Here is a 16398-nt window from a genome sequence, read left to right on the forward strand (position 1 = left end):
GAATATAGGAATATAGGAATATAGGAATATAGGAATATAGGAATATAGGAATATAGGAATATAGGAATATAGGAATAGTAGAGAAGTGGTGGAGGGAGCTGGATTCGAACCAGCGAAGGCTGAGCCGTCAGATTTACAGTCTGATCCCTTTGGCCGCTCGGGAACCCCTCCACACTAATTTTATTGCATTTGGCCCCACTTAACTTAGCGGTAAGAAAAGTGGTGGAGGGAGCTGGATTCGAACCAGCGAAGGCTGAGCCGTCAGATTTACAGTCTGATCCCTTTGGCCGCTCGGGAACCCCTCCAATGCAACGGCGCTGATAATAGCAAATTGCGTATTTAAGTAAAGAAAAAAGCTAAAGAAAATTGAAATAAAGCCGATAAATATCTATCAGTTACCACAATCGGCTAAAGACTATGCAAATAGATGATTTGTTAATCACAGAGAGTCAGTTAAACAGTAGACTCAATAATAGTGTGCATGAAAATCGCCGTGGCGAATTTGCACTATTATTAGCGATGCTGTCACATGACGCACTCGACTTTAGTCAATTTCATTTACCAAAAACTGAAATAGATAATTTAGTTATAGAAGAAGAGGCGTTAAGAAAGCAATTTGGCGCAGGTCCAAAGCAACTTTTAGCCCCTGATGAATATAATATGTTGGTTGGACAATTTAATGCATCATTAATATCTCAAGAAGGAGAGCACTGTGGTATGACAAGTATTAAGTTAAGACAATGCTTAAGCCCTGAACCACTTGCGATTAGAAATGATGATAAGCATATTCCACTTAATATAATAGATAACTGTGAGCTTGCCGTCAGAAGAAGAATTAAAAGCGAACAAACCCAACTAGCTAATCCCCCTATAGATGCAGCTGCTTTTTACGACAGCCTTAATAATGATGCATTACATCAACCACTTCAGCTCATTGCGGTGTGATATATGATTGTAATAATCACCAGTTAATATATGCTTTATAACGGGTCTGCTTTATATATTTGCTAATAATTGATTTAATGAAAAAAAAGCATCCAAAAATTAAATGCAATTGCTATAATGGCGTCAAATGGTATGACATGAAATGCCATTATCATTAAACCAAGGTAATTAGGAACGTAATGAAGAAAACATTCACGCTAAATCACGAGAAAATCAAATACCCTCGTATGGTTGATGCTGCAAAGCACGAAGTGAAAAAATATTTGAAAAGAGAGCGTAATAAAACGCTACCTGAAGATGCTGACTATTGGGCATTTGACTGTAAGTTTGGTAACACAGCTGAAGATGCGCAAGTTGTGCACGTTGCTGAATTAAGTAACCAAATTGGCGAAATTGAAAAGCAAGGTTTGACCTCTTTCTATGTAGAGATTTTAGCTCGACCTGCTCAACGTCAACAGTTAGATTTAGATGATGACGAATAACACTTAATTTAATTAAGTGTTCGAAGTTTTAAAATGAGCCCAAGTGGCTCATTTTTTGTTTTTATGCATTAAAGATTCACCATAAATCATTTTTATTAGTAACCAATAAGTAGAATTTTACTTTATTAACATTTGCATAACAAAATGTAGTGATATAGGGTGTGTTTAATAAAAAAAACAAAACAGTTGTACCATGCCGATAAATTACTCTGACCACCAATTGAAATTAAGCTTAAAGAGCTCTAAGGTACTTGTCGTTGACGATCAGCTATTAAGCTTAATTGTATTAAAAAAAATATTATCAGAGCATTTTAGTGTAACAACAACGAGCTGTGGTGAGGATGCGATTGAAATTTGTAAACATAATCCGCCAGATATAATACTACTCGATATTAATATGGAAGGAATGAGTGGTATTGAAACATGTCTAAAATTAAAAAATATATCTGAAACACAAGATATCCCCGTTATTTTTGTAACCTCATCTGAAAATCAAGAAGAAGAGTGCTGGGAAGCCGGAGCTGTAGATTTTATAAAGAAACCAACTAACTCGGAAACTTTATATAGAAGAGTGCGCGCCCATATTACGATGAAACTTCAACATGACTTACTCAATCAAAAAGTATTTCTAGATGATTTAACAAAGGTATTCAATCGTCGTTATTTTGATGCGCATTTTTCTAAAATGGAACGAAGCGCCTTACGAGAAAAAGTCGACTATGCACTATTACTCATCGATATAGACTACTTTAAGCAATACAACGATCTTTATGGTCATGTGCAAGGCGATACGGTTTTAAACCTTGTTGCACAAACTATTACTAATAGTTTGCAAAGGCCAACCGATTTTGTTGCGCGTTACGGCGGCGAAGAGTTTGTAGTTGTTTTACCGCATACAAGCACTGAAGGTGCGATTTGTGTTGCTGATAAAATTAAACAAAATGTGGTCGATTTAGGAATATTACACAGATATTCAGAATATGACTTTGTGACTATTAGTATTGGCGGTGCAACCCTACAACCGTACGTAAATAACAAAAACACCTTGCAGATCGCAGATGAAAAAATGTATGAGTCCAAAATGCAAGGTCGTAACCAAGTGTGTTTTTAAGTTTAGCTAGCTAATAAATCACTTTGCCACTTAAAAACACCTTGTAGGTGATAAATATTAAATAAGATTATTTATTACACGCTATGACATTTTTTGTACTTTTTATTGCTACCACATGGGCAGTCATCATTTCTGCCCACTTTAATATCTTCAACAGGATATATGGTGCCATCTAAATAACGCCATTGAGTGTTTTCTTTAATAAACTGCGATTTTTCGTGGAGCTCACAAAATAAGTTTTGATAAAAATATTGGGCTTTAAATTCTACAGTGCCGGTATCTCCATCATGGCTTGACCCAATTACATCAAGATTTATAAATCGACAGCTGTTAGCAAAATCATTGATTTCTTTAACCGGATTTTCAGCTTGTTTTTCTTTTGCGTAGGTTTGATAAACATATTCTGCATTTTTAATAACATAAGCACTGAATCGTGAGCGCATAAGTTGTTCAGGAGAATCAGCTTGCTTAACAGATAAGTGAAGCGGCTCGCAGCAATCAGCATAATTGTGCCCACTGCTGCAAAAACATAATGTGGTATTGAGTGAAGTCATAATAATAATACAAAGTCTAAAACATTAGTTTAACAAGCTTATTGGGCGAGTGATATCTCTGTTGTTTGAGACTTTTTAGTAAAACAGTATAGTTTTGTATTCGTTTTACTTAAATCGAACGATAAATTCGTAAGTAGTTGGTTATTAACTATATCGGTCCAGGTAATTACCGCTGCAAAGTTTCCGTTATGTAATGCAGAATTTAATACATACTCTAAATTTACTAGGTGCTTCTGTCTAATAACAAGTAATTTACTTGTATCAATAGAGCATGAGTCAAGTAAAGCTTTGCTAGGTACGTGATCTGGAGCAATTAGTAACGTCCATGCATTAGAGCTATTGTATTGGTGTAATACTTTTAAAAGCTCAAAGGTCGCTGAAATTTCATCTTCAATTTGAATCAAATTCACGCAATCGCTTTGCTCATCTTGTTGGTAACTTTTAACTGTTCTTACGGTAATAGGCTGTAACATAATTTCACTCACTGGGTTTTTATACAGTATTCATATACAGTAGTTTATACAGTGCTTTCGTGCAAGCCTTTTATGCTATTTATTTGTACAGTTATTCAGCTTTTGATCATTGTTTTTATTTTTTTAATTTATAATTCTTTATTAATCAGGTTGTTATAGGGTTGTTTTTGAGAAGGTATTCTAAAAATAATTTTTTTCGTAGTGTCTTCATTTTGGGGTTTTATACTGTATAGGATTATCTTTGTAACCATATACAGTATTTTTTACACTGCATACAGTACTTCTGCCATAGCTAGCTTATGTGTTTTCACTCGTGCGAGGGAGCATATGAGAAAACTGGAGTTGGTGGATTTGTTCGTACAAACTTGCCGCATAACACTGAGCATCTTTAAATCGCTTAGTTTCGATATGTTTGCGTATATCTGTAACCGCTGCAGTGGCAGGGGCGTACCCTTGGCTACTTGCTAAGCTTAACCAAGCTACAGCATGAAATACACTTTGTGGCACGCCTTCACCTTTCACAAAGAATAAACCTAAATAAAACTGTGCTCTATGGTTTCCCGCCATTGCAGCAAGTCGCATCCATTTTGCAGCCAATGGAGCTTGATTATTTTTTAAATAATATAGGGCTTTATTTAACGTACTTTGCTCATCTTTTTTATTATCAACGGGCACAGAGGTATTTTCGGGTTGAGTAACAAAACCTAAAATATTATCTAGCTGTTGCTCTAAGTCTTGCTCACAAGGTGTTGTTTTAAGCATATTGGTTCATTTATTATTTTAACTACTCTAACAGTTTAGTATATAGCAAGGTAAAATGTCCTGTAAAAGATAATTTTTATGTTAAAATCTCGCCACTTTTTACTATCACAAGTTTATTATGTTCGAAGCCTTATTTAAACTGAGCGAAAATAATTCAACAGTTAAACGCGAATGCGTTGCTGGCCTAACTACCTTTATAACTATGGTATACATTGTATTTGTAAACCCGGCTATGCTCGCAGAGGCTGGGATGGATCAAGGGGCTGCATTTGTAGCGACATGTATAGCAGCTGCGATAGGCTGTTTTATAATGGGTTTATGGGCTAATTATCCATTAGCATTAGCGCCTGGTATGGGGCTAAATGCCTTTTTTACGTATGGTGTCGTATTAGGAATGGGTTATACCTGGCAAGCCGCGTTAGGGGCTGTATTTATGTCGGGTTGTATATTTTTGTTTTTAAGCTTATTTAAAGTCAGAGAGTGGATTATTAATGCCATACCTCTGGTGCTCAAGCGAGCAATCGCAACGGGTATAGGTGCTTTTTTAGCATTAATTGCCCTTAAAAATGCAGGCATTATTGTCTCAAGCCCGGCAACATTAGTGCAGTTGGGCGACATTACTTCTCCAGGACCGTTATTGGCTATATTAAGCTTTTTTGTAATTGCAGCGCTTTTATACCGCGATTTTAAAAGTGGCGTGCTTATTAGTATTTTATTAGTGACTGGCATTGCTTTAAGTTTGGGGCTTGTTGAATATCACGGTGTTATGGCTATGCCACCATCAATAATGCCTACTTTTATGCAGCTAGATTTTGTAGCCGCTTTTGATATATCAATGATGAGTGTTATTTTTGCTTTCTTGTTTGTCGATCTTTTTGATACTTCGGGTACATTAGTTGCGGTAACTCAAAAAGCAGGTTTAGCTGATGAAAAGGGTAACATGCCTCGTTTAGGGCGCGCATTAAGTGCTGACAGCTCAGCAACAATTGCAGGTGCGATGCTAGGTACGTCTACGACTACATCGTATATAGAATCGGTTGCTGGTGTATCTGTTGGCGGACGTACTGGCTTAACAGCTGTAGTTGTAGGTATTTGCTTTTTACTAATGATGTTTTTTGCACCGCTTGCACAAATGGTACCGGCTTATGCTACGGCAGGCGCTATTTTATATGTCGCTGTTCTGATGCTGCAAAATTTAAAGTTTGTAAACTGGGATGATATGACCGATGCAATTCCTGTTACTGTGGTATTACTAATGACACCATTAACGTTTTCGATTGCGCACGGTATTGCACTTGGTTTTATATCTTATACGGCGGTTAAAGTCTTGTGCGGTAAGCAAGATCAAGTCAGTATTAGTGTTTGGATATTAACAGCCTTGTTTGTTTTCAAGTTTGCATTTTTGTCTTAATAGCTAACAAAAAATACAAAAAAGCCTGCACAAATTTAAATTTGTGCAGGCTTTTTTTAATGCTTTTATAAAAGAATTACCATTTCTTTTTAGGAGCAAACAGTATATCTAAGTCGTCTTGCTCTTCTTCTGTTTTCTTTTTAAGTGCGCTTGCATTAGAAGCTCGCAGTTCAACACTAATTGCTTCTAAGTAACCCTCAACTTCTAGCCGTTTTGTTGTTACGTATTCATCAGAGTAGGTGACTGCACTGAGTGTTGCCTGCGCTTTTTCAAAGTACTGTCTTGCAGAGCCAACCATACTGGCTGAACGGGCAGATAGGCCCCGTTTTATTTGGCTTTCAATATTAATACGCAGTTGTAGTTTTTCGAGACGTTTATCTTCTAAAACAAAAACTTGGCTATCAATACGACCTTTGCTGTGTTCAGAGCGTAAAATTGAGCGTAATTTTTTAATGCCTTGAATTAGGCCTACAAGTTGTTTGTCATTACTCGGTAGCGTTAAAGCTTCACTGCTATTATCTTGAACTGGATTAGACAAGTGCGTTTTTGCTTCACTTAAGCGGCTTTTAAGTGCTTTAGATGTTTGCGAGTTAGTAACCATTGTATTTAAGGCTTCGTAAATACGGCGCTGTAATGTACGAATTAGATTTTCAGAAAGGGGGATGTTAGCACTATTCATTAGTGCCTCTTCCGTTTCTTCTATTATAGCTTTCTGTTTTGTAAGCTCTTTACGGCGTTCTGCCTCTTGTTTTTCTTTGTGTTGTTGTACAGCACTTACCCAAAGTGCAATCACAATCAATGCAACTATAAGCACTATTATAATAGAAACGATCATGGTGTAATTCTCGGATATATAACCTAATTATTTAATCTTACATTAAATATACGTTAACAGGGTAGCTTTGCGCCGATTAACTTAAAAAATATACCAAAAAATTGATAGGTTGAGCTCTTTATAAACTGCAGTAAGCCTAAGGGCTTATAAACTAAAGCTGAATAATCATCGCTACCTGAAGCATATTTATTATGCTAGCCTTGAGCTCTAATCAGATAATTGCACACCTAAAGACCTAAAGTGCTATTTTACGTAAATAACACTTGGTTTTAAGCGGTATTGCCTTTATAAATAATATGAATAATAACGTTAAAATTTGCAGCCATGAAATTACAACAACTCAGATACATCGTAGAAGTACAAAATCATAAATTAAATGTTTCAGCGACTGCTGAGAGTTTATTTACCTCGCAGCCAGGAATTTCTAAACAAGTACGCATGTTAGAAGATGAGTTGGGTGTGCAAATTTTTGGTCGCAGTGGTAAGCATTTAACGCATGTAACCGGTGCCGGCGAAGATATTATTAATATTTCTCGTGAAATACTCTCTAAAGTAGAAGGTATTAAAGCCGTTGCTAATGAGCATACGCTACCTGATCAAGGTAAGTTAAATATTGCTACAACACATACCCAAGCGCGTTATGCTTTGCCTAACGTAATTCAAGGGTTTATGAAAAAATACCCTGCGGTATCGCTTCATATGCACCAAGGTACTCCACAGCAAATATCGGATGCTGCAGCACGCGGTGATGCCGATTTTGCTATTGCAACAGAAGCACTGCATTTGTATTCAGATTTAGTTATGCTGCCTTGCTACCATTGGAATCGCAGTATTGTTGTCGCTAAAGACCATCCGTTGGCTAAAAAGGCAAATAGTTTAACTGTGGCTGATATTGCTCAATATCCACTCATTACATATGTATTTGGTTTTACGGGCCGCTCAGAGCTTGATAAAGCGTTTAGCGCACACGGGCTTGAACCACACATTGTATTTACCGCAACCGATGCTGATGTTATAAAAACATACGTACGACTGGGTTTAGGAGTTGGTGTTGTTGCTTCAATGGCGATAGATCAAGTAAGCGATACCGATTTAGTGTGTATTGATGCAAGCCACTTATTTGAAGCTAGTACGACCAAAATTGGTTTTAGAAAGGGCAGCTTTTTACGTACTTATATGTATGATTTTATCGAACGTTTTGCACCGCACTTAACTAAAGAGCGAGTAGAGCGAGCAAGCTTATTACGTAACCAAGATGACGTAGATAAGTTATTTGCAGATATAGAGTTACCCGTTAAATAATGTCACTACATTAAACGAATAATAAAAAAGCCGCCTATTTTAAAAATAGGCAGCTTTTTCTTTTTATAGCGAGCTGATTAACATTCGATAATATTAACAGCCAATCCACCGCGAGCGGTTTCTTTATATTTAGTTTTCATATCGTTACCAGTTTCAAGCATGGTTTTAATCACTTTATCAAGTGATACCTTTTGCTCGCCACTGCCACGTATAGCTAAACGTGAAGCGTTAATTGCTTTAATAGCGCCCATTGCATTACGTTCAATACACGGCACCTGTACTAAGCCTCCAACAGGGTCGCACGTTAGGCCTAAATTATGTTCCATACCAATTTCTGCTGCGTTTTCTACTTGCACAACATTGCCACCAACAATTTCTGTTAATGCGCCTGCAGCCATAGAGCACGCAACGCCCACTTCACCTTGGCAACCTACTTCGGCACCCGATATAGAGGCATTCTTTTTATATAAAATACCAATAGCAGCAGCGGTTAATAAATAACGCGTGGCTATATCGCGGTCTACTTCTTTCACAAATGTGTGATAGTACATAAGCACAGCCGGTAAAATACCCGCAGCACCATTAGTTGGTGCGGTAACTACACGGCCACCTGCCGCATTTTCTTCGTTTACGGCAAGGGCAAATAAATCAACCCAGTCCATTGCACGAAGCGGGTCGTTACTGACCTCTATATTTAGTTTTAAGTATAAGCTGGGCGCACGGCGTTTTACTTTTAAGCCGCCAGGTAAAATACCTTCGGTGCGCATACCACGGTCAATACAAGCCATCATTACTTTCCAAATATGGAACAATGTGTCTTTTACTTCGTCTTCAGTGCGCAGTGTTTTTTCGTTTTTCATCATCAAGGTAGAAACACTAAACCCAGACTCTTTACACATCTCTAGTAGTTCTTTTGCGCTACCAAATGGGAAGGGGGCTGGATTTTCTTCTCTAATATCGAGGGCAGCCTGTTTTTCGTTTTCAAACTCTTCGTCGGTAACAATGAAGCCACCGCCAATAGAGTAATATACTTTACTGTAAACTTTTTCGCCGTTGTTTGAGGCGATAATTTCCATTGCATTAGAATGCTTAGGCAGTGTTTTACGACGATGAAAAACAATAGCACCTTGTTTTGGAAACTTAGCTTTGTGTGTTTTGTTTAAATAAATAACCTGATCTTTTTCGATGGTTGCTAAAATGTCGTCGACTAAATCGGCATCAATTGTTTCAGGATCGTAACCGGCTAAACCAAGAATTACGGCTTTACCCGAGCCATGGCCAACACCTGTTTGACCAAGAGAGCCATAAAGCTCTACTTTAATATCGGTAACATTTGCTAGTAATTGTTGTTCTTGTAGGTCATTAACAAATAAGCGTGATGCGCGCATTGGGCCAACGGTGTGTGATGACGAAGGGCCAATACCAATGCTAAACATATCAAATGCACTGATCATAATGTGTGTGTCTCTACTTTGTTTTATCAGCACGAAGCTGCTCTTTGAACGGTCGAGCATGATAACGTGGAATTGTGATTGTGTAACTACTAATAACGAAGATTTAAACTGGTAAGGCGAGTTGTTTTGTAAAGTTTTTTATAATGCTTGCAGTCGCACCCCAAAGTAAACCATGCGGCGTTTTAAAACCTTGCAAAATAACCGTTTTCCCAAATCGTTGAAAAGGTAAGGGTTGCCAGTTAGCTTCGTTATTTAATTCAGTAACAGAGAGCAAAAAGCTCGCTTGTACTTCATTATAGTCATTTTCCCAGGTGGTGTCTTTTTTGAGTAAACCTACATAGGGGCTAATACTAAAACCCGTTAAGGTTGAATACTCAGGTAAGTGACCTAATACATTAACGTTGCTTTGGGCAATATTTAGCTCTTCTTTTAGTTCGCGAAGGGCTGTGGTGCGAAGGGTAATGTCGCTTACTTCAAACTTACCTCCGGGCAAACAAATCTCCCCAGGGTGATGGTGTAAATAAGTAGGGCGTTTACACAGTAAAATATGTGCATGGTTATCTATATCAATAATTGGCAGCATAACAGCGCTAGCGCGTTTTTTACGTGTGTCTTTTAACTGATTTGGCGCAGCTGTAGGGCTTAACAGAAACCGCGCCATAATGTGTTCACTATTCAAAACGACCTACTGTTTTAATAAAGGGAGGATTTTATTTACTTTATCGTAAGTTTCTTGATATTCCAATTCGACTTTAGAATCAGCGACTATTCCACCACCTGCCCAGCAGTAAATTTGCGCTTTGTAGCACACCAAGGTCCGAATAGTAATACTCGTATCCATATTTCCACATGCACTTAAATAACCAATTGAACCACAATAAATGCTGCGGCGATGCGGCTCTAGTTCTTCAATTATTTCCATCGCTCTAATTTTTGGCGCACCGGTGATTGAGCCACCCGGAAAAGCCGCTTTTAGCTGATCGACCGCTGTTTTACCTTCATCAAGTTCTGAGGTGACCGTGCTTACTAAATGATGGACTGCCGGAAAGCTTTCAATAGCAAAAAGGGAAGGGACGTGAACGCTGCCTGGTTTTGCTACTTTGCCTAAGTCGTTACGCAGTAAATCAACAATCATTACATTTTCAGCGCGATCTTTAGCTGATGCTGCGAGTATTTGCGCTTGACGTTGATCCTCTAGTGCATCTGCTTTTCGCGGCAGTGTGCCTTTAATTGGCTTGGTTTCTACAACGTTATTATTTACAGATATAAAGCGCTCAGGAGAAATTGATAAAATAGCCCCTTGAGGGTGATTTATAAAGCTTGAAAACGGCGCTTTATTTGCCTCACGCAGTTTAATATAAGCTGCCCAAGGGGAGCCTTCAAACTGAGCGTTAAAGCGCTGCGCTAAATTAATTTGGTAACAATCGCCACTTTTTAAATACTCCTCAATTTGGGCAAACTTTGCAGCGTATTCCGTTTCGCTCATATTTGATTGCCAGTCGCTGTTTAGGGCAAAGGACTGCGTATTAACTTGGGAGTTAGGGTGTGTATTTAAGTATTGCTCATAAAGCGCTAATCGATCGGTGTTTGGCTGCGATACATAAAACCAGCTTTGTTGCTGCTTGTCGTAAATAAGGGCATCTAAGTAAAGGCCAATAGCCATTTGGGGAAGATTAATATCTTCGATAGCACGAGTGGGGATGTTTTCAATTGTACGGCCTAGGTCGTAGCCAAAGTAGCCAAGCCAGCCGCCGTTAAAGGGTAAATCGTAACCGGCTTTTGTTTTATCAAGATGCGAAAGCTCATTATTCATAATTTCAAAGCAGTTATCACTACTTTCTATATTATTTAAAAAGCTTTTATTATTTTTTACTTCAAGGGTACTTTGCGGCTCAATGGCAATAATATCAAAACGACTATTTACATGCTCACTATTAGCAGAATCTAATAGGATAGCGTAAGGAAGGTGTGCAAAATGTGCAAATACATCAATACAGCTTTGTTTTATCGCCAATTTAATACAATTATTTTTATTGTTTAGCATTTACTACCCCTTTAAAAACTGGCTCGAAGCGGGCTGGGAGGGTATCATAAGTCAAATTTTTTGGCAGCACTAAGCTGCAAAAAACAGTGCAAACCACCGTCACCGGTTTGATTTAGATTACGCGACAACGCGTAACGGTAACTTAAGGAACCACTATGAGTACAATTTGTCAGCAAGACTTTATTGATAGCATTGAAGATGCATTGCAATATATTTCGTTCTATCACCCACTTGATTTTGTTCAAGCACTCGAAAAAGCCTACAACAAAGAACAAAGTAAAGCGGCAAAAGATGCCATTGCACAAATTTTAATTAACTCACGTATGTCGGCTGAAGGTAAGCGTCCGCTTTGCCAAGATACCGGTATTATTACCTGTTTTGTTAAAGTAGGTATGGATGTTAAGTGGGATAAAACAGATTTAACCGTTCAACAAATGGTTGATGAAGGTACTCGTCGTGCATATTTGAATCCTGATAACCCTTTACGTGCATCTATTGTTGCAGACCCTGCTGGCACGCGTAAAAACACGAAAGATAATACACCTTCGGTTGTGCATATTGATTTAGTAGCGGGTGGAAAAGTAGAAGTAATGGTTGCAGCTAAAGGCGGCGGCTCTGAAAACAAAAGTAAAATGGTTATGCTAAACCCGTCTGATGACGTTGCTGAGTGGGTAGAAAAAACATTACCAACAATGGGTGCTGGTTGGTGTCCGCCAGGCATGCTAGGTATAGGTATTGGTGGTACGGCTGAAAAAGCGGCAGTGATGGCTAAAGAGTCGTTAATGGACCCGGTTGATATCCATGAATTAATGGAACGTGGTGCAGAAACAACAGAAGAAAAACTGCGTTTAGAAATATTTGACCGCGCTAATAAATTAGGTATTGGCGCACAAGGCTTAGGCGGTTTAACAACGGTTGTTGATGTTAAAATTAAAACAGCACCAACGCATGCAGCTTCAAAACCTGTAGTAATGATCCCAAATTGTGCGGCAACTCGCCATGTACATTTTACGCTTGACGGTTCTGGCCCTGCGAATTTAAAAGCGCCTAAACTAGAAGATTGGCCACAAGTAACATTTGAAGTAGGCGAAGGCACTCGCCGTGTTGACTTAAATACACTGACTAAAAAAGATGTTCAAGAATGGAAAATGGGTGAAACCGTTTTACTTTCAGGCACTATTTTAACAGGTCGTGATGCAGCGCATAAACGCCTGCAAGATATGATCAACTCAGGTGAAGGTTTACCAAAAGGCGTAGACTTTGATAATAAATTTATTTATTACGTTGGTCCTGTGGATGCGGTACGTGATGAAGCAGTAGGTCCTGCTGGCCCTACAACTGCAACTCGTATGGATAAATTTACCGATATGATGCTAGAAAAAACAGGCATTGTAGGCATGATTGGTAAAGCTGAACGTGGACCTGCAACTGTTGAGTCTATTAAAGAGCATAAATCTGTTTATTTGATGGCTGTAGGCGGCGCAGCTTACTTAGTATCTAAAGCGATTAAAAAAGCACGCGTAGTTGCTTTTGAAGATTTAGGTATGGAAGCTATTTATGAATTTGAAGTAGAAGATATGCCAGTGACCGTTGCAGTAGACAGTGAAGGCGCCAATGCGCATACACAAGGCCCTGCAATCTGGAAAGCTAAAATAGAAGAGCTTGATAGCAAGCTAAAATAACGTACGTTATGCTTTTAGAAGCGAGCCTAGTGCTCGCTTTTTTGTTTTTTTAAATAGAGTCATTACCAAGCTTACAGCTCTGACCAGTTTGTGAAAAAGCTCACTTTTTACTGAAAACCTATAGGCAGCAGTACGTGGCGGGCAAGTAGCACTTGTATATTAAACTTTACATGCAACAGCTGTATTACGTTCACGTAAACGTAAGTTGGTGTGATTGTTCTATTTATAGTTTTTAAAACTTACAAATGACGATTTTGTGAATTTTTTATCTATACAATAGTTTTAATCCGGTTATTTAATTTAAGCTTGATGTTTTCATTGGTTTTATCTTCTGCGAGTATAGCGAACTCGAATATGAAGTGATAAAGTCTCGGCAATTTCCAGCGCGCATACCCTCTCACGGGTTAACTATTTCGGAGTATTTTAAGTGGCTGTGTTTAATCGAGTTGAATTTGATAACCATGAACAAGTGGTTTTTTGTTCTGATGAAGAGTCGGGTTTAAAAGCAATTATTGCTGTACATAATACTAACCTAGGTCCTGCAGTTGGTGGATGTAGAATGTGGGATTATGCGAACGACGAAGATGCTGTTTACGACGTGCTACGTTTATCAAAGGGCATGACTTATAAAAATGCAGTTGCGCGCTTACCATTTGGTGGTGGTAAATCTGTAATTATAGGTAACGCGAAAGAAATTAAATCTGAGCAATTATTCCGTGCATTTGGTCGCCAGTTAGAGCGATTAAATGGCAGCTATTACTCAGCAGAAGATGTAAACATCACATGTGCTGATGTAGCTATTATGAATAAAGAAACTAATTATGTACTGGGTCTTGAAGGTAAAAGTGGTAACCCATCGCCATTTACAGCATATGGTACGTTTTTAGGAATTAAAGCAGCGCTACAGCATCAACGTGGTCATCAAGATTTTGCAGGTGTGAAAGTGGCTGTTCAAGGTTTAGGTGCTGTTGCTTATGGTTTATGTAAGCATTTAGCCGATGCGGGCGCTGAGTTGTTTGTAACTGATATTAACCAAGTTGCAATTGATCGCGTAGTTAATGATTTTGGCGCGACTGCGGTTGGCATTGATGAAATTTACGACTTAGATGTTGATGTTTATGCACCTTGTGCATTAGGCGCAACTATTAACGATTTAACGATACCGCGTTTAAAAGCGACTATTATTGCAGGCTGTGCTAATAATCAGTTAGCAGAGTCTCGCCACGGTGAAGTTATTCGTGAAAAAGGCATTTTATATGCACCAGATTACGTAATTAACGCTGGTGGTATTATTAATGTTTATTACGAAACAGCGCCAGAAGGTTACAGTGCAGCAGCATCTAATAAACATGTTGAAGGTATTTTTAATACGTTAACTGAAATCTTTGCCCGTAGCGAAAAAGAGCAAAAATCAACGCATTTAATTGCTGACGAATTAGCGCAAGAGATCATTAAAAACGGTCTGTGATCTAAGTTCTAATTTATATAAGGGTGTGCAATTGCACACCTTTTGTTTATCTGTAAGTTAAGGGGTGTTGATCTTTGCGGATTTAACCTTGAAAGATCAACAGACCCTGATGCAATTGTTACTGAACAGCGGTACACTTTATTTTTAATTTTGTGCGGCAAATTATGACTCCCTCAACTTCTCTCATGCAGCCTATCGATTTAGATAATTGGCCTAGAAAGCAACACTTTGAATTATTTAAACACTTTTCTCAGCCTTATTTTAATGTGTGTGTGCGTTTAGATGCTCAAGCACTTTACGACTATTGCAAAACCAATCAATTTTCTTTTTTTCAAGCGTATGTATATTGCACCTTAAAAGCGTGCCATGAGTACGATTCAATAATGCTACGTATAATAGATAATCTACCATGGTTACTTAACAGTGTTCGCGCAAGTGTGGTTGAGTTGTCTGAAAACGATACGTTTGTTTTTAGTTATTTTAATAGCGCAAGCGATTTTAAAGAGTTTACAAATCATGCAAGTGACGTAAGCAAAAAAGCGAAATTACAGCCGTTATTTTCTGATGCATTTGCTCAAACAGAAGGGCAGGCAGATTTAATTCATATATCTGTTTTGCCGTGGCTGAATTTTAGTGCGTTTTCGCATGCATTTAGTGAAGGGCAGAGTTTAGGCATTCCTAAATTTGTATTTGGTCAGTTTGATAAACACACAGGTACAATGCCTTTAGCTATCGATGTACACCATTCATTAATGGATGGTTTGCACGTAGCGAAATTTATAAACACATTGCAGGGTACATTTGATACCTTTTGCAAAAATTAACTTTAAACACATCAGTAACGGCAGTGCAAAGCAGTAAACAATTTATAAGTAATTTATAAGTAATCTATAAGCAATGCGATGTGAATTACTTTATATTCAAATACATAACCTTGTATGCTTGAAAAGCACGTGTGCTGGACATATTTATATACCATACCTTAGCTCAGGAAATCCCCATGATAAATGGACTGTTAATTGTTGTTTTAATTCTTTTTGTGGTGATTTTCTGGCGTTGGCCATCAATTCAAAACCGATTATGGCGCAGTAAATATAAAGACTTTGCTTTAAATTCGCAGCAAAAAGATATTTTACTGCGTTGCATGCCCATCTATAAAAAAATGACCGACGCCGACAGAGAAAAATTAGAGCGACATATTACGTGGTTTTTAAACGAAAAACGCTTTGTCGGTTGTGATGGCTTAAGGCTAACGTCTGCAATGAAGTTAATTGTTGCCGCCGATGCGTGTGTATTAGTACTCAATAAACCGTGGCCGTTATATAGAAATGTAAAAGAAATTTTATTATACCCAAGTGCTTATTATGCTCCGCAATCCACTCGCGATAGTGCAGGACTTGTGAGTTACCATAATACGGTAAGACTAGGCGAGTCATGGCCTGGCGGCACACTCGTTTTAAGCTGGCATGATGTACTTGAGGGTAATCGTTTACCAAGTGATGGACATAATCTGGTATTTCATGAGTTTGCGCATCAACTCGATCAAGAAACAGGTAAAACAACGGGCACACCCATTTTAAAAAGCTCAGCAGATTACAAAGAGTGGGGCCGAGTATTTAGCCGTGCTTTCACCCAGTTAAAAAGCCATGTTGCCTATAGCATGCCGCATGTTATTCACAGCTATGGTGCGACTAACGAAGCTGAGTTTTTTGCTGTACTCACCGAAACCTTCCTCGAAAAACCCGCAGAGCTTCGCCGATACGATCCTGAAATTTACAGTATGCTAGTTAATTACTATCAATTTGACCCTATTGTTTGGCATTAAACCTACATAAACCGCGCTTTATCATATAACGCTGGCAAGTTGCGTTTGTT

General features: G+C 38.4%; 16 protein-coding genes and 2 tRNA genes. 9 read left to right on the top strand and 9 right to left on the bottom strand.

Features of this window, described 5'->3' with window-relative positions; genetic code table 11:
- Positions 1 to 86: 86 nt before the first annotated feature.
- Positions 87 to 171: transfer RNA gene (locus tag I6F50_RS13585), tRNA-Tyr, on the bottom strand.
- Between the two features lie 49 nt (positions 172 to 220).
- Positions 221 to 305: transfer RNA gene (locus tag I6F50_RS13590), tRNA-Tyr, on the bottom strand.
- Positions 306 to 417: 112 nt separating this feature from the next.
- On the opposite strand from I6F50_RS13590, the gene I6F50_RS13595 reads away from it, so the two are divergent.
- The 3 genes from I6F50_RS13595 (at position 418) to I6F50_RS13605 (ending at position 2538) form a co-directional block, all read left to right on the top strand.
- Positions 418 to 945: a VC2046/SO_2500 family protein gene (locus tag I6F50_RS13595; RefSeq protein WP_165728208.1), complete on the top strand. Its 528-nt coding sequence runs from the start codon at positions 418 to 420 to the stop codon at positions 943 to 945.
- A 179-nt stretch (positions 946 to 1124) separates the two neighbouring features.
- On the top strand, positions 1125 to 1427 hold the full coding sequence (locus I6F50_RS13600; RefSeq protein ID WP_002961433.1) for a DUF6172 family protein: 303 nt from the start codon (positions 1125 to 1127) through the stop codon (positions 1425 to 1427).
- A gap of 193 nt (positions 1428 to 1620) precedes the next feature.
- On the top strand, positions 1621 to 2538 hold the full coding sequence (locus I6F50_RS13605) for a diguanylate cyclase (protein WP_024598317.1): 918 nt from the start codon (positions 1621 to 1623) through the stop codon (positions 2536 to 2538).
- Between the two features lie 74 nt (positions 2539 to 2612).
- On the opposite strand, the gene I6F50_RS13610 is transcribed toward I6F50_RS13605, so the two are convergent.
- From I6F50_RS13610 to I6F50_RS13620, 3 genes are all read right to left on the bottom strand, one after another.
- On the bottom strand, positions 2613 to 3092 hold the full coding sequence (locus I6F50_RS13610) for a YchJ family protein (RefSeq protein WP_010555087.1): 480 nt from the start codon (positions 3090 to 3092) through the stop codon (positions 2613 to 2615).
- Positions 3093 to 3130: 38 nt separating this feature from the next.
- Positions 3131 to 3565 carry a SulA-like leucine-rich domain-containing protein gene (locus tag I6F50_RS13615; protein ID WP_007583705.1) on the bottom strand — a complete coding sequence of 145 codons (435 nt, stop codon included), beginning with the start codon at positions 3563 to 3565 and terminating at the stop codon, positions 3131 to 3133.
- Between the two features lie 297 nt (positions 3566 to 3862).
- Entirely contained in the window at positions 3863 to 4327 is a 465-nt protein-coding gene (locus I6F50_RS13620) for a tetratricopeptide repeat protein (protein ID WP_197118882.1), read from the bottom strand.
- 118 nt (positions 4328 to 4445) lie between these two features.
- Here I6F50_RS13620 and I6F50_RS13625 point away from each other — a divergent pair, with 118 nt between their 5' ends.
- Positions 4446 to 5738: an NCS2 family permease gene (locus I6F50_RS13625; protein WP_197118881.1), complete on the top strand. Its 1293-nt coding sequence runs from the start codon at positions 4446 to 4448 to the stop codon at positions 5736 to 5738.
- A gap of 76 nt (positions 5739 to 5814) precedes the next feature.
- On the opposite strand, the gene I6F50_RS13630 is transcribed toward I6F50_RS13625, so the two are convergent.
- Positions 5815 to 6573 (bottom strand): hypothetical protein, encoded by a 759-nt coding sequence (locus I6F50_RS13630; protein WP_007583833.1) that lies wholly within the window; start codon positions 6571 to 6573, stop codon positions 5815 to 5817.
- A gap of 324 nt (positions 6574 to 6897) precedes the next feature.
- On the opposite strand from I6F50_RS13630, the gene cysB reads away from it, so the two are divergent.
- The gene (cysB, locus tag I6F50_RS13635) at positions 6898 to 7875 is read left to right on the top strand and encodes an HTH-type transcriptional regulator CysB (RefSeq protein WP_002961670.1); all 978 of its coding nucleotides are present in this window, start codon (positions 6898 to 6900) and stop codon (positions 7873 to 7875) included.
- A gap of 77 nt (positions 7876 to 7952) precedes the next feature.
- Here cysB and I6F50_RS13640 read toward each other — a convergent pair whose 3' ends face one another.
- The 3 genes from I6F50_RS13640 to pabB form a co-directional block, all read right to left on the bottom strand.
- Positions 7953 to 9329: an L-serine ammonia-lyase gene (locus I6F50_RS13640; RefSeq protein ID WP_010555091.1), complete on the bottom strand. Its 1377-nt coding sequence runs from the start codon at positions 9327 to 9329 to the stop codon at positions 7953 to 7955.
- Positions 9330 to 9432: 103 nt separating this feature from the next.
- A complete protein-coding gene (locus tag I6F50_RS13645; RefSeq protein ID WP_033026841.1) occupies positions 9433 to 10008 on the bottom strand; it encodes a CoA pyrophosphatase in 576 nt (191 codons plus the stop codon).
- 6 nt (positions 10009 to 10014) lie between these two features.
- On the bottom strand, positions 10015 to 11373 hold the full coding sequence (pabB, locus tag I6F50_RS13650) for an aminodeoxychorismate synthase component I (protein WP_197176484.1): 1359 nt from the start codon (positions 11371 to 11373) through the stop codon (positions 10015 to 10017).
- Between the two features lie 155 nt (positions 11374 to 11528).
- Here pabB and I6F50_RS13655 point away from each other — a divergent pair, with 155 nt between their 5' ends.
- The 4 genes from I6F50_RS13655 (at position 11529) to I6F50_RS13670 (ending at position 16348) form a co-directional block, all read left to right on the top strand.
- A complete protein-coding gene (locus I6F50_RS13655) occupies positions 11529 to 13055 on the top strand; it encodes a fumarate hydratase (RefSeq protein ID WP_007583843.1) in 1527 nt (508 codons plus the stop codon).
- Positions 13056 to 13482: 427 nt separating this feature from the next.
- On the top strand, positions 13483 to 14523 hold the full coding sequence (locus I6F50_RS13660; protein WP_024598321.1) for a Glu/Leu/Phe/Val dehydrogenase: 1041 nt from the start codon (positions 13483 to 13485) through the stop codon (positions 14521 to 14523).
- Positions 14524 to 14708: 185 nt separating this feature from the next.
- On the top strand, positions 14709 to 15347 hold the full coding sequence (locus I6F50_RS13665) for a CatA-like O-acetyltransferase (RefSeq protein ID WP_007583847.1): 639 nt from the start codon (positions 14709 to 14711) through the stop codon (positions 15345 to 15347).
- Between the two features lie 176 nt (positions 15348 to 15523).
- Entirely contained in the window at positions 15524 to 16348 is an 825-nt protein-coding gene (locus I6F50_RS13670; RefSeq protein ID WP_002961680.1) for a M90 family metallopeptidase, read from the top strand.
- Positions 16349 to 16398 lie beyond the last annotated feature (50 nt).

The sequence above is a fragment of the Pseudoalteromonas sp. NZS127_1 genome (assembly GCF_015864295.1).
GTDB classification, from domain to species: Bacteria; Pseudomonadota; Gammaproteobacteria; order Enterobacterales; family Alteromonadaceae; genus Pseudoalteromonas; species Pseudoalteromonas arctica.